Source organism: Gottfriedia sp. OAE603 (genome assembly GCF_040543965.1).
GTDB lineage: Bacteria > Bacillota > Bacilli > Bacillales > Bacillaceae_G > Gottfriedia > Gottfriedia solisilvae.
The window spans coordinates 1339342-1353841 of the sequence record NZ_JBEUNN010000001.1 but is presented as its reverse complement, the minus strand read 5'-3'; the positions used below and the strand labels follow the sequence as shown (position 1 = coordinate 1353841).

Annotated in this window: 13 protein-coding genes; all 13 read right to left on the bottom strand. The window is 33.6% G+C overall.

Going from position 1 to position 14500, the window contains the following annotated elements:
- The 13 genes from pgeF to mraY all read right to left on the bottom strand — a co-directional run bounded on the left by pgeF (nt 1) and on the right by mraY (nt 14429).
- Nucleotides 1–825, bottom strand: a complete 825-nt coding sequence (pgeF, locus tag ABID96_RS06740) for a peptidoglycan editing factor PgeF (RefSeq protein ID WP_192601360.1) — start codon at nt 823–825, stop codon at nt 1–3.
- A 122-nt stretch (nt 826–947) separates the two neighbouring features.
- Nucleotides 948–1229, bottom strand: a complete 282-nt coding sequence (locus ABID96_RS06735) for a YlmC/YmxH family sporulation protein (protein WP_088000268.1) — start codon at nt 1227–1229, stop codon at nt 948–950.
- 365 nt (nt 1230–1594) lie between these two features.
- Complete coding sequence (sigG, locus tag ABID96_RS06730) at nt 1595–2374, bottom strand: RNA polymerase sporulation sigma factor SigG (RefSeq protein WP_056471070.1); 780 nt, start codon at nt 2372–2374, stop codon at nt 1595–1597.
- Between the two features lie 162 nt (nt 2375–2536).
- A complete protein-coding gene (gene sigE / locus ABID96_RS06725; protein ID WP_192601359.1) occupies nt 2537–3256 on the bottom strand; it encodes an RNA polymerase sporulation sigma factor SigE in 720 nt (239 codons plus the stop codon).
- A 10-nt stretch (nt 3257–3266) separates the two neighbouring features.
- Entirely contained in the window at nt 3267–4172 is a 906-nt protein-coding gene (spoIIGA, locus tag ABID96_RS06720; RefSeq protein ID WP_377897038.1) for a sigma-E processing peptidase SpoIIGA, read from the bottom strand.
- 893 nt (nt 4173–5065) lie between these two features.
- Complete coding sequence (gene ftsZ / locus ABID96_RS06715; RefSeq protein ID WP_192601357.1) at nt 5066–6208, bottom strand: cell division protein FtsZ; 1143 nt, start codon at nt 6206–6208, stop codon at nt 5066–5068.
- A 36-nt stretch (nt 6209–6244) separates the two neighbouring features.
- A complete protein-coding gene (ftsA, locus tag ABID96_RS06710) occupies nt 6245–7525 on the bottom strand; it encodes a cell division protein FtsA (protein WP_088000260.1) in 1281 nt (426 codons plus the stop codon).
- A 226-nt stretch (nt 7526–7751) separates the two neighbouring features.
- Nucleotides 7752–8519 carry a cell division protein FtsQ/DivIB gene (locus ABID96_RS06705; RefSeq protein ID WP_192601356.1) on the bottom strand — a complete coding sequence of 256 codons (768 nt, stop codon included), beginning with the start codon at nt 8517–8519 and terminating at the stop codon, nt 7752–7754.
- Nucleotides 8520–8682: 163 nt separating this feature from the next.
- Nucleotides 8683–9591, bottom strand: coding sequence for a UDP-N-acetylmuramate dehydrogenase (gene murB, locus ABID96_RS06700; RefSeq protein ID WP_192601355.1), 909 nt, complete (start codon nt 9589–9591; stop codon nt 8683–8685).
- A 77-nt stretch (nt 9592–9668) separates the two neighbouring features.
- A complete protein-coding gene (gene murG / locus ABID96_RS06695; RefSeq protein WP_192601354.1) occupies nt 9669–10760 on the bottom strand; it encodes an undecaprenyldiphospho-muramoylpentapeptide beta-N-acetylglucosaminyltransferase in 1092 nt (363 codons plus the stop codon).
- 206 nt (nt 10761–10966) lie between these two features.
- Nucleotides 10967–12040, bottom strand: a complete 1074-nt coding sequence (spoVE, locus tag ABID96_RS06690; RefSeq protein WP_088000455.1) for a stage V sporulation protein E — start codon at nt 12038–12040, stop codon at nt 10967–10969.
- Nucleotides 12041–12101: 61 nt separating this feature from the next.
- Nucleotides 12102–13454 (bottom strand): UDP-N-acetylmuramoyl-L-alanine--D-glutamate ligase, encoded by a 1353-nt coding sequence (gene murD, locus ABID96_RS06685; protein WP_192601353.1) that lies wholly within the window; start codon nt 13452–13454, stop codon nt 12102–12104.
- The gene (gene mraY, locus ABID96_RS06680; RefSeq protein WP_192601352.1) at nt 13455–14429 is read right to left on the bottom strand and encodes a phospho-N-acetylmuramoyl-pentapeptide-transferase; all 975 of its coding nucleotides are present in this window, start codon (nt 14427–14429) and stop codon (nt 13455–13457) included.
- Nucleotides 14430–14500 lie beyond the last annotated feature (71 nt).

Sequence of the window (14500 nt, the reverse complement as noted above, 5' to 3'; positions counted from 1 at the left end):
CTATATCCTCCAACCAATAAAGCTCATCATTCTACCAGTTTTCCCTTCATCTCTACGATGTGAAAAAAATGTATTCGGATTACAGCTTGTACAATAAGTTGTAACTAAAATATTTTCTTTTGGGATCCCTGCCTGAATGAGCAATTGTTTGTTTGCTTCTTTTAAATCCAAAGAGTATTTTCCATTTGGCAAATCTGTCAAAATAGAAGGTGGTAAATTGTTTGAAAATGCATCTTGTACCTTATTCATAACAAAATCATCTACCTCATAACAACAATTACCAATTGATGGACCAATTACTACTTGAATATTTTCTACATTCATATTTTCTTCCGTTAGCCACTTATTGATTAAGATACCACCAATATTTCCAACAGTACCTTTCCATCCAGCATGCGCTAATCCAATGTATTTTTTTGTAGGTTCAAGAAAATATAATGGTACGCAGTCAGCATAACAAGAAGTAAGTAAAACATTTTCTTCATTCGTATAAAAGCCATCTGTACCTGGGATGCCACTATTGTAATCAGTAACACCTTTCCCACGTTCGTCCTTTGTGACCTTCACTACATTATTGCCATGTACTTGTTCAGAACAAACCCATTTCGTTATTGGATAGTTTATTTCTTTAGCAAGTAATTCTCTATTCTTAACTACGTGGTTATCTGAATCATTTACGTGTAAACCTACATTAAAAGAAGAGAAACAACCTTGACTAACTCCACCATTTTTTGTTGTAAAACCTGCAACTAAATGTTTATATGAGTCTTCCCAAGGTTGTATCTTAAAAGTACTTTCAGTCGATTGAATGAAACATTCTTTCATATCTAAAGAACCTCACAAAACGTATTTAGTAAATATTACTATCTAAACCACTATTAGGGTTTCCTATATTTTACCATAGATTTCATATTTTTGATTATTTTTGACAAAACACTCTATATTTTTTAAGGTAAATTTACTGGTTTTACTGTATTTCCGTCTAAATCTACTGTCGAACGATATTTTACAAGAATGACATCTTCACCAATTTTCACAATATCGCTCCAATAAATCGTCATTTCTTCTTCTTTACTAAAAAAATTCAGACCTTTACCAGGCTTCGTTAAAATAATTGATGTAATTTTCCCACTTAATTGATCAATATCTAAATCAACAATATTCCCTAACTTTTTACCATCAGCAACATTCACTACATCTTTTACTTGAAAGTCAGAAATTCTTGCCACTATCTCTTCACCTTCCTTTTTAACAAATATATGAAGGCAGTGAGACGAATATTGATTTTATTTAAAATAAAAATGTGTTAAACAATGAATTGGCCCATACCTCATCATTGTCTAACACATTTATTATCGGAAATACATCGGCTAATTAAAGTATAATGACTATTTAATCTAGATTTGGAATAATTTAGAAATTAAATTTGTTTAATTAGTTGATGCTTATGGAGATACTCTGTTGCCTTTACTTTTCTTGTTGTCTAGCTATTAAGGTTATATTTCATTAATCTTTGAAGTGGATAAACCGCCACTTCTTCAGATGAATGGAGATATTCCCTTCAGAGCTGGGCGAGCTTGCTCCACATTTCAATTCAGCCTTGAATATTCTTGTTCATTTGTTTGATTGCTGATTTTTCTAGTCTTGATACTTGTGCTTGTGAGATTCCGATTTCTTCTGCCACTTCCATTTGTGTTTTTCCTTGGAAAAATCTTTTGCTTATGATCATTTTTTCTCTATCGTTTAGTCTTTTCATTCCTTCGCGTAGTGCAAGTTCTTCTACCCATTGCTCGTCCTTGTTTTTGTCATCACTTAGCTGATCCATTACGAAAATTGGATCGCCTCCGTCATTATATATAGGTTCAAATAACGATACTGGATCTTGAATTGCATCTAATGCGAAGACAATTTCTTCATGTGTTACACCTAATACTTCTGCAATTTGAACCGGTGTTGGTTCTTTTGAATTTTCTGCTAATAGGCGCTCTCTTACTTGTAGTGCCTTGTATGCAATGTCTCTGAGTGATCTTGATACTCTTATTGGATTATTGTCGCGTAAGTATCTTCTAATTTCACCAATGATCATTGGCACAGCATACGTTGAAAATTTTACATTTTGACTTAAATCGAAATTATCAATCGATTTCATTAGCCCAATACAACCCACTTGAAATAAGTCATCCACAAATTCTCCACGATTATTAAAACGTTGTATGACGCTTAGAACAAGTCGTAAATTTCCGTTTACAATTGTTTCTCTTGCACTTCGGTCACCGCTTTGCATCGCATGAAATAACTTACGCATCTCATCATTTTTTAAAACTGGAAGTTTTGAAGTATCTACACCACATATTTCTACTTTGTTTCGTGTCATGATGTTCCCTCCTATTTGGAGTTGCTGTACTATAGGTAAGTATCTCCTTCGGTGGAAAATTTATGCACGAAAACATATTTACAAAATATTTAACATTTTACATTCAAATTAAAAAAACCGAATAGAAAATGAGGACAACTCATCTTCCATTCGGTATGTCTATTAAACCATTTTATTAAACTCTTTTCGAAGTCTTTTTATGATTCTTTTTTCTAAGCGAGAAATATACGATTGCGAAATTCCAAGCATATCTGCCACGTCTTTTTGTGTTTTTTCCTCGGTTCCATCAAGACCAAATCTAAGCTCCATAATTTGCTTTTCACGATCATTTAATTGATCTAATGCTTTCGTTAATAATGATTTATCTACATTTGCTTCTAAATCTTTCGTGATAATATCATCTTCAGTTCCTAATACATCCGAAAGCAATAATTCATTTCCATCCCAATCAATATTAAGTGGTTCATCGAATGACACTTCAGAACGATTTTTATTATTTCGTCGTAAATGCATTAAGATTTCATTTTCAATACATCTAGAAGCATATGTTGCTAGTTTAATTTTCTTTTCGGGATTGAATGTATTAACTGCTTTAATTAAACCGATTGTACCAATGCTGATTAAATCCTCAATATTAATACCCGTATTTTCAAATTTTCTAGCTATATAGACGACAAGTCGTAAATTTCGTTCAATTAATAAAGAGCGTGCACCAAGGTCACCATTTGGCAGCTTCTGTAATAGCTTTTCTTCTTCCTCCCTTGTTAAAGGTGGCGGAAGTGCTTCACTACCCCCTATGTAAAAAACTTCATCGGCTTTCAAACCAAGTTTCACTAAGAGCTTATAAAATCCTAATTTTAATTTTAAGAAAAAACGATACATTTTCTACCTCCTATGCGATTTCGTTAATCGTTCCCTGCATCATTTTTGGATGAAGGATACATTCATATAAGTTGTCAGAAGACAAAGTGACATGACTTAATCCTAATAAGACCGATTTCGTAGAGTACCATTTTCCATTGATTTTTAAGCGAACGACTGTCGGCTTAATAGCAACTAGTAATTGATTGCTTTGACCAATGCTTTTATAAGGTACGAACGATGCTTGGAAAAAACTTAAGACATCTAGTGAGTCTTTGCCTTGTAATGTACTTTCTGAATCACGTACTAACTTAACTAATTCTCCAGGAAGTCCAAAATCTTTTGTAGAACAATCTAAAATGATAACTGGTTTTCTTGAAAGTGGCTCATGAAGTGAATTTCCACTGTCCATTAGCCCTTTTGTATGAATGGTTGTATTCCTCCATACGATTTCCATTTCATACATTTCATTTAATTTCCATTTTGTAAAGGCAATGTGGTTGATTGACTTTCTAGCAAATAAAATGACAATTGGGATCATACCTAATACAAAATACCAACTTAAGGGATCGCCATAAAATGAGGCCTTTGATAAGTTATTAGAATTTGATTGAAATAAATAGTGTAATCCTAATAGTGCTCCACCTAGTAAAAAAGTAGAAAAATAGAAAATACTGATACATTGTAAAAATGTAATCATACGTTGTTTTCCAAATGAAAAAAATACAATGAAAAATGATAATAATATTTTCATAAAGGGTGAACTAACAACATATGCATATGGAGTAAACGTTAATAAAACAACGATAGAACCTATAAATGCGCCTAAAAACGAACGAAAAATAGATACATTTCTCTTTAGGATTAAACCTGTCAATTGAATAATCAAAAAATCCATTAACAAGTTTAATAACCAAACAAGATCACCATATATCACCAATATTGTCGCCATCCTCTAAAATTTAGTTCATTTATTTGTAAGTATAGGATGAGCATCGTAAGAAGTCTGTCAAAAAAAGGGGTTCTGAATGAAGAGTTTTTCGACAAGTTCGTATGTGAAAATGTCTGATAAGCTCGGACAAGCACAAGCATTAATGCTTCTTTTTGGATTAAAAATAAAGATAGAAGTTGATAACAACGGATAATGTGAGACTCTGACTGAGATGTGGGAATGTTAAAGCCACCAGGATATGGGGCATGCATAAGATACTGAAGGATGTAGTGTTTTTAGCATCCCTACCTATCATTTTTCAAGCGGCACGGCTCATGATCCTCTAAAATGGAACATCATGGAGTAGTAATTATCTAACGCACTGATAAATTCAATAATGGATATGTAAACTCTATATGGAGTTTACATATCCATTATTGATGTGATTTAGTCTGATTAATCACACCTAAAAAAATTGTAGAATTAGGAACATATATAGGGTCTTCTTTTTTATTTTTTGGCTCTGTTAAAAAAGAATGTTGATTTCCATTCCAGGTAATTCGTTTTCCATTGGGCATGACGACCCTGAGCCTTCGGGTCCACACGATGTGGATCGTGGATCATGCTTGCGTTACGACAGGACGTCGTGGTTTTAGCATGCCTACCTTACTTGGACTTCGGGGGACCTCAAGTTTACCGCATCTCCCATAGGAGTCTTGGCACCTTCCATTCCAATTACTCTCGAACCAGCTATTCTCATTCCATACTCTTAATGTATTTAGCTAAAATCTACAATTAATATTAACAGAGCCTATTTTTTTAGAAGTACATTCAAAATAAAGGACAAAATAAAAAACCAAGAAAAGAACTAACTACTTTTCTTGGTTTTGCTTGAGTGATTAGCGCTTTTTACGATTACGTAAGAAAGCCGGAATATCTAAATCATCTAGACTTGTAATATTCTTTGTAGTTTCTACAACAGGTGCTTCTTCACGAACCATTTCACGTTTTACAGTCGTTTGAGTTGATTGACTTGGTGAAGAAATTGATGGTCTTTGAATTTGCTTTTGAGCTGGCGTAGGAGCAACTACCCCTTCAAAACCTGTAGCAATCACTGTAACGATGATTTCATCTTTTAAGTTCTCATTAATAACAGAACCGAAAATCATATTTACTTCAGCATCACATGCAGTAGAAACGATATCTGCAGCTTCTTGCACTTCATATAAGCTTAAGTTTGTACCACCAGTAATATTCATTAACACACCTTGAGCACCATTAATTGACGTTTCAAGTAATGGACTTGAAATAGCCTTTTTAGCTGCTTCAGCTGCACGGTTTTCTCCACCGGCAACACCAATTCCCATTAATGCAGAACCTTTATTTGACATAATTGTTTTTACGTCAGCAAAGTCAAGGTTGATTAATCCAGGTACAGCGATTAAGTCAGAAATACCTTGAACACCTTGTCGTAATACATTATCAGCTTCACGGAAAGCTTCTAACATTGGCGTGTTACGGTCAACGATTTCTAATAGACGATCGTTTGGAATAACAATTAGTGTATCAACACTTTCCTTCATTGCAGCAATACCAGTTGCTGCTTGTGTTGAACGTTTTCTACCTTCAAATGTAAATGGACGAGTTACAACCCCAACAGTTAGTGCGCCAAGTTCTTTAGCAACTTGTGCAATTACCGGTGCTGCACCTGTACCAGTACCGCCACCCATACCAGCAGTTACGAATACCATATCAGCTCCTTTAAGAGCTTCTTGTAATTGTTCTCTGCTTTCTTCAGCAGCTTTTTTACCAACCTCTGGATTAGCACCTGCACCTAAACCACGAGTTAATTTGCCACCGATTTGCATTCTAACATCTGCTTTAGAAAGATTAAGTGCTTGTGCATCTGTATTCACAGCGATAAAGTCTACACCTTGTACGCCATGTTCTATCATACGGTTAACGGCATTGTTTCCACCGCCACCTACACCAATTACTTTTATTTTCGCTAACGCATCTAAGTTTGTATCAAAATCTAACATGACTGATCCCCCTACTATTTCAAATTCATCACAAAATTAATCCCATAAATACTTAAAAATGCTTTTAACTTTACTCATGACACGTTCTTCATCCTGCTGTTTTGGTTTTGTATTTGAATTTGTAACAGCTACAGGTTTTCGTTCATTCGATTCGAAAGCGATATTAGAGCTAAGTTTTTTACCGCGCATTTTTGATTTATAAAAAGCATATCTTATTAGTCCAACACCAGTAATGTATTGAGGTTCGCGAACACCTATATAATCAGGCGTTGCAATCCTTACATTATTTTTAAATACTCTTTGAGCTAAATCAATAACACCTGTCATTGATACAGTACCACCAGTTAATACAAATCCACCAGGTAGATTACTTCCCCTCATTCTTGATAGTTCATTTTGAACCATTAAGAAGATCTCTTCTAACCTTGCTTCAATTACATCTGATATTTCTTGTTGACTATATTGGTGATGCTGTTCGCTTCCCATGATTGGAACACTTAATACTTCTTCAGTTAAAGCAGTATCATAAAAAGCATGTCCAAATTTCACTTTTATCTTTTCAGCATCTTCAGTTGATGTCTTTAATCCAATTGATAAGTCCTTCGTAATGTGTTCGCCACCTACTGGCAATACAGAAGTTGCAATTAACACACCTTCTCTGAATACAGAGATTGTCGTAGAACCGCCGCCAATATCAACTAAAGCTACACCTAAGTTTTTCTCATCTTGTTTTAAAGCAATTGTACTTGCAGCCATTGGTTGTAAACAAATGTCAGTAACTTCTAAACCTGCTCTTTCAACACAACGTAAAATATTATGTACAAGTGTTCTTGAACCAGTGATTAATGTACCTTCCATTTCCAATCTAACCCCAATCATTCCTCTAGGGTCTTTTACTTCTGAAAGGCCATCTACAATGTATTCATGAGGAACGACATCAATAATTTCCCTTTCAGGTGGAATTGAAATAACTTGTGCCTGATCCATTACTCTAAGAACATCTTCATTATCAATTTCTTTATTTTCTTTAGAAACTGCCACTACTCCATTTGTGCTAATTAATTGAACTTGGTTTGCACTTACCCCTACTATTACTTTGTCAATGTGAATGCCAACCATTCTTTCTGCTTGATCAATAGCTTTTTTGATGGAAGTAACTGTTTCATCTATATCAACTATCGAACCACGTTTTAAGCCAGAAGATTTCACATTACCTACGCCGATAATGTTTAGTGTGTCGTTAACTAGTTCGCCAATAATAACTTTAATCGTCGAAGTTCCAACGTCAAGACTCACATAGATCTCATTGCTGTTCATGATGGCACCTCCTTTTTCTCTCTATCTATTATAATCGAACATCAATTCATTCTTAAATAACATATATGAAAAACTATTCAACATTCACAAGGGATTTCCCTCTTTTTTATTTGCATTTTTCACAATCTTTTTAATTTTTTTCAATAATTTCTATTTATCTATTAGTCTACACTAACATAAACAGATAAAAAAGGCTTAAAAGTACTGTTTTCTAATGTTATTACCGTTATTTTATAACATTTGTAACATTCGTTTCATATGGAGCAAAATAAGCTCCTACTTCTAAATGAATAACCCCTTTTTTATTTTTAGGAATTGACTTTAAAATAATCGGATAATTAGACATTTTGTTTGAAAATTTTCTAATTGTCGTCTTCACTTCGTAACCTTCATTCATAAAAACAGTAACAAGTAAAGGATCATCCTTACTTGGGGTATAATCTATTTCAGAAATTGAGTGGAATATACTTTTTGGTAGTTTCGATAGTTCAACCGCTAATTCTTGTAGTTCATCACCTTGGCTCCATCCATTTAGTTCAGGAATCGTTGTATTTTCTAGGGAATGATTATCCTTCAGTAACATACCACTTTCAAGAAGTAAATGTTTTTTTCCATCAAACATTGCTTGTCCGATTGGTTGATATTCTTTTATGACGATTTCTACTTTATTCGGAAACCTTTTATGTACCTCTGCAGATTGAATCGTATTTCTACTTTCAAGCTTTTGAATCACCTTTTTTGAATAAATTGTCAAAAAGCTATCGTCTTGGTTTAAATCGGCTAATTTTTGAATTTCTTTATCTGTATATAGGTTATTTCCTTTAATTTCTAAATTTATTTCTGAACCAATGGATGTTTGGAAATATAATACGCATAAAAGCAAAGAAAAAAACAATAAAATTGTCATTAGTAAACGTATATTTGCTTTTTTACGTTTTTTATTACGCAAGATCGGAACACGGTCTTCTAAACTAATTATCTTATTTTCTTGCATGTTTATGCCTCCATTATCAAAGTCCACTTCAATATTCTTACTTATACATCGGATGTAATTTAAGAATAATAAAAAATAGAATAGCATATAAAATGCCATTCTATCTTGGTCACTATATGCTACCTTAAATTATAGCATATAATTTCAATTGTTTTTAAGAAACTTACATTTTTTTACCAACTATTTCAACTTCAGTTTCAAGTTCTACATTAAATTTTTCTAATATAGTTTTCTTAATGTATTCAATTAATTCTAGAACATCCTTTGATGTTGCGTTCCCTGCATTCACAATAAAGTTTCCATGCATTTCAGAAATTTTCGCTCCACCAATTTGGTAACCTTTTAAGTTTGCTAGTTCAATTAGATTCCCTGCATATTGCGGAAGGGGATTACGGAAAATACTTCCAGCACATGGGAAATTCCAAGGTTGCGTTTCTCTGCGATAATCCTTATTTTTCTGCATTAATGCAGAAGATACTTCTTTTGAACCTTCTTCTAATTGTAATTCAGCTTCTAAAACAAATCCTTGACGCTTTTTTTGTAGGACAGACGTACGATACGAAAATTCTAGTTGTTCATTCGTAAGCCATTCCATTGACCCATCTTGGAAAATAATATGGGCTTTAGTCGTAATCTTTGAAAAGTCAGATTGGTGTGCACCTGCGTTCATATAGACAGCTCCACCAACACTTCCTGGAATGCCACTAGCAAACTCTAATCCCGAAAATCCTTTTCTACTCAACTGGGTAGCAAGACGAATGACAGAGTAACCTGCTCCAACTAAAACTTTTGTCCCATCTATTTCTATATGATCTAAACAATCACTTATTTTAATGACAACACCTTCAATACCATTATCAGACACAAGTAAATTCGATCCTCTTCCAATAACGGTAACATTGATATTATTTTCTTTTGCAAGTTGAATGATCTCTTTTATTTCATTGACATTTTTAGGTATGACCAAATAATCAGCAGGTCCACCTATTTTCATTGTAGTATGATTTGCTAAAGGCTCATTCATTAGAAGACTCGAGTCCTTGACGATTTCCTTTAATCTAGTTTCAAACATTCTAAGCTTTTCCCCCTTTAGCTTGTAGCATCCTATGATACATATTTATAGATTTTCTAACTTGTTCGTGCATGGTTCTACTTTCTTATTTCTTCTAATACTTTTACTAATTTGTTTGCGGCATCTGGAACACCTATTTCTAAAGCTGCACGTTTCATTTCTTCAAGTTTGATAGGATTTAATAATACTTTTTCAATTTCATTTACCAAATATTCATTTTGAAAATCTTTTTCTAAAATGACGATTGCTGCGCCATTTTTTTCAAGTGATCGAGCATTTATTTCTTGATGATTATTCGTTACATATGGGCTAGGAATCAATATACTCGGCTTACCTAATGCTGTCAATTCAGCAAGAGTTGTTGCGCCTGCTCTTGATACGACTAAATCTACTTCTCTTAAAACCTCAGGCATATTGTGTAAAAAAGGCTTGATCACTACATTTGATGGATTACCTACTTTATTGATTTCTTGAATAACCGCATCATAGTGAGCGTCACCTGTTACATAGATCATTTGATAATTCTTTTCACCAAGCTCACTCACACTTTTTAAAAACGCTTGATGGATTGGTCTAGCACCTCTTGATCCACCAACGATTAATACAGTACTTTTCCCTTTATCCAAACCTAATGACTGTAAAACTGTTGGATTAGGTTCTCCTACAACTTCAGAAGCACGTGGATTACCAGTAAACACTACTTTTTCTTTCGTAAAATGATTAGCAACTTCATCAAAACAAATTGCAACCTTTGTAACATAGCGATTTAAAAATTTATTTGTTAAACCTGGCACACTATTTTGTTCGTGAATAACTGTTGGAATACCTAATTTTGCTGCAGCATATACTACAGGACCACATACATAGCCACCAGTACCAACAACTACGTCAGGATTAAATTCACGAATAATTTTTTTGCTATCAGAAACACCTTTTAAGAAACGATAAATTGTTTTAAAATTTTCAAGTGATAGACTTCTTTTAAATCCTGATATGACGATTGATTTAAATGGTATGTTTTGTTTTGTTACGATACCTTTTTCAAGTCCATTTTCTGTACCAACATATAAACATTCTACATTGGAATCTTGTTTTTTCAACTCTTTAATTAGCGCAAGTGCTGGATAAATATGTCCACCAGTACCCCCACCACTAACTAAAATTTTCATAAAGATCCTCCTAAATATCAATACAATATGTAAATTGATAAGTTGTTAAGTAGCTATTATACCACTTTACGTAATTCTTTCTAATTCTTTTTTATAGAAAAATAAAAATGACCGACTCAATTAGAAATTCTAAGTACTTTTTTGATTTATGTCTAATAATTTGACATAATCAAAAACTGCGTACTTGTTCCATCGAGTCGGCCCTTTTACGAACGTGCGTGTCTGCTAATATTTAATAATACACCTACAGCTAAAAGCATCAATGTTAATGATGAACCGCCATAGCTTAAAAACGGTAATGTTATTCCAGTAACAGGCATTAACCCTATAACAACACCAATATTAATCATTACTTGTATTGCAATCATTGAAACGATTCCTACTGCAAGGAATGTACCAAATAAATCAGGCGAACTTAGTGCAATTCGGATTCCACGCCATAATAAGAAAGAAAATAATAAAATGACAAATGAACCTCCGATAAATCCTAATTCCTCTGATAAAATTGCAAAAATAAAATCTGTTTGCGGTTCAGGTAAGTACATAAACTTTTGTCTGCTTTGACCTAAACCTAGACCAAATAATCCACCTGGTCCAATTGCATATAGTGATTGAATAATTTGAAATCCGGTTCCTAGCGGGTCAGACCACGGATCTAAAAAGGAAGTAATCCTTTTTATCCGGTATGGTGCTGAGGCAATTAAAGCTACAAAGCCTGCAATTCCAACTAATCCTAATCCCATAAAATGAGATATTCTTGCACCTGCTACAAATATGATTATGACACAAGTACCAACCATTACCGTTCCAGTTCCTAAGTCTGGTTGAAGCATAATTAAACCAAATGCTAAGAACACAAGACCTAATGTTGGCATTAAACCCTTTTTAAATGATGTAATATTTTTTTGATTTTCAGCTAAATATTTTGATAGGAAAACCATCATTCCGAGTTTCATAAATTCTGATGGTTGAATTGAGAAAGCTCCGATTCCAATCCAGCTTCTCGCTCCACCACGAACTAAACCAACGCCCGGAATTAGGACGAGTACCAACATAATAAAACAAACAATTAGAATTTTTTTTGCGTGGGTCCGAAATAACCAATAATCGATGTTAGAAACAATAAACATACCAATTACTCCAACACCTGCAAATAACAATTGCCGCTTTGCAAAAAAGAACGAATCATGAAACTTATAAGATGCCCATATTGCACTAGCACTATAAACCATAATCATACCGACTGTTAATAATGATAACGTAACGAGAACTAGAATCATGTCAGGACTATTTTTCTTTGTTGGCACTTCTATACACCTCAACTTTTGAATTAAACAAGCCTTACTTTAACTTATGCACTGCTTGTATAAATTTATTACCACGTTCTTCAAAAGTCTTAAATTGATCCCAACTAGCACATGCAGGCGACAATAAAATGATATCTCCAACTTCTGAATGAGCGAATGCTTCTTTTACAGCATCCTCAACATTATCAACCGATTTTACTGCTTTCATTCCTGCTTTTTTTGCTGAGTCAATTAATTTATCTCTCGTTTGACCATATGTAATCATATTTTTCACATTATTGAAATATGGAATTAGATCATCAAAATCATTCCCGCGATCTAATCCACCTGCAATTAAGATTACTGGCTTTTGGAAAGATGAGATGGCTTTTTGAGTAGCCAAAATATTTGTTGCTTTCGAATCATTATAGAATTTTCGTTGTTTGATTTCAGTTACATATTGAAGCCTATGTTCTACCCCTGTGAATGTTGTTAACACTTGTTCAATCGCTGCATGATCAACATCTAACAGCTTAGCAATTACCACAGCAGCAAGGATATTTTCTAAATTATGTTTTCCTGGTAAAACAATCTTCTCTACTTCAATGACTTTTTGTTGTTTAAAATAAATCGAGCCTTCATTAACGTATGCTCCTTCTTCTACAACCTTAGTCGAAGAAAATGGAATGATTGTTGCTTTTGTATGTTTCACCATAGTCATTACATTTTCATCATCAAAATTTACAATTGCAAAATCATCTTCGGATTGATTTTTGAATATATTTGCTTTCGCTTTTACATATTCTTCTTTCGTACCATGATAATCTAGATGAGCTTCAAATATATTCGTCACCAGAGAAATTTTAGGTTTAAACTCATCAATACCCATTAATTGAAATGAAGACAGCTCTGTTACAATAATATTATTACTTGTCGCCTTTTCTGCTACTTCGCATGCAACTGTACCAATATTCCCAGCAACTAATGGTTGTTTATTGCCTTGTTCCAACATATTTAGTGCTAATGTAGTAGTAGTCGTTTTCCCATTTGAACCTGTGATTCCAATAAACGGAGCTTCACTTATTAAATAAGCAAGCTCAATTTCTGTATAGATTGGAATATTTCTTTTTTCAGCTTCAATTAATAGAGGATTAGAGTAAGGGATACCAGGATTCTTCACAATACAGTACAGTTCATTTTCTAACAGACTTAAAGGATGCTCCCCGCATATTACGTTAAACCCTTCATTTTTAAGTTTTTGTGCAATTTCATTTTGTTCGAATGGCGTACGATCGTTAACAGTAACAATTGCACCTAATTTTTTTAAAAGTTGACTTGCAGCATAACCGCTTTTGGCCATACCTAAAACTAGTACATTCTTTTGATTGAAAATCCCCACATTTTTCAATTACATCCACACCTCGATATAGATTCCTAATAATGCAAAAAGCAACCCTACAAACCAAAATGTAACGACTACTCTCCATTCAGACCATCCAGATAATTCATAGTGGTGATGTAGTGGGCTCATTTTGAATACTCTTTTACCAGTCGCTTTAAACGACGCTACCTGAATCATTACAGAAAGGGTTTCAATAACGAATACGCCTCCGATGATCACAAGTAAAATTTCTAAATTCGTAACGATTGCAATTGCAGCTAATGCGCCACCTAAAGCCAATGAACCTGTATCACCCATAAAGACCTTTGCAGGATGTGCATTAAATACTAAAAATCCTAAAACTGCACCTACTACAGCAATCGAAAAAATAGCAACATCAAGTTGTTGTAGATTATATGCAAGCACTGCATATGCACCGAATGCAATTGCAGCAGTACCAGACACCAATCCATCTAATCCATCCGTTAAATTAACAGCATTAGAAGTTCCAACTAACATGAAGATTATTAATAATGCATATATAAATCCTAAATCAATTTCATATCCCGTACCTGGAATTGCTACTGAAGTAGATACTCCGGTTGATTTAATAGCGAAAAATACAATAATTGATACGATTACCTGACAGATAAATTTTTGTTTCGAAGTTAATCCAAGATTTCTTTTCTTAACTACTTTTATGTAATCGTCTAAAAATCCAATAATACCGAAACAAACAGTTACAAATAGTAAAATAAATGTTCGTGTCGATAATACATCAAAGTACATTGAAATAAAAATTGCAGATAAACTTAATGCAATTAATATGATGATTCCACCCATTGTTGGGGTTCCTGATTTCTTTTTATGAGATTTTGGACCTTCATCACGAATACTCTGTCCAAATTTAAGTTTTCTTAAGTACGGTATAAAAATAGGCGATAAAATGACTGCAATGATAAATGCTGTAATCATAGCAACTAAAATTGACGGTTCAAGCATTATACGCCCTCCTTTCCAAATCACTTTCTTAGTTATGTAATAGTTTAATTCTTTTAAATAGAATTATTTAT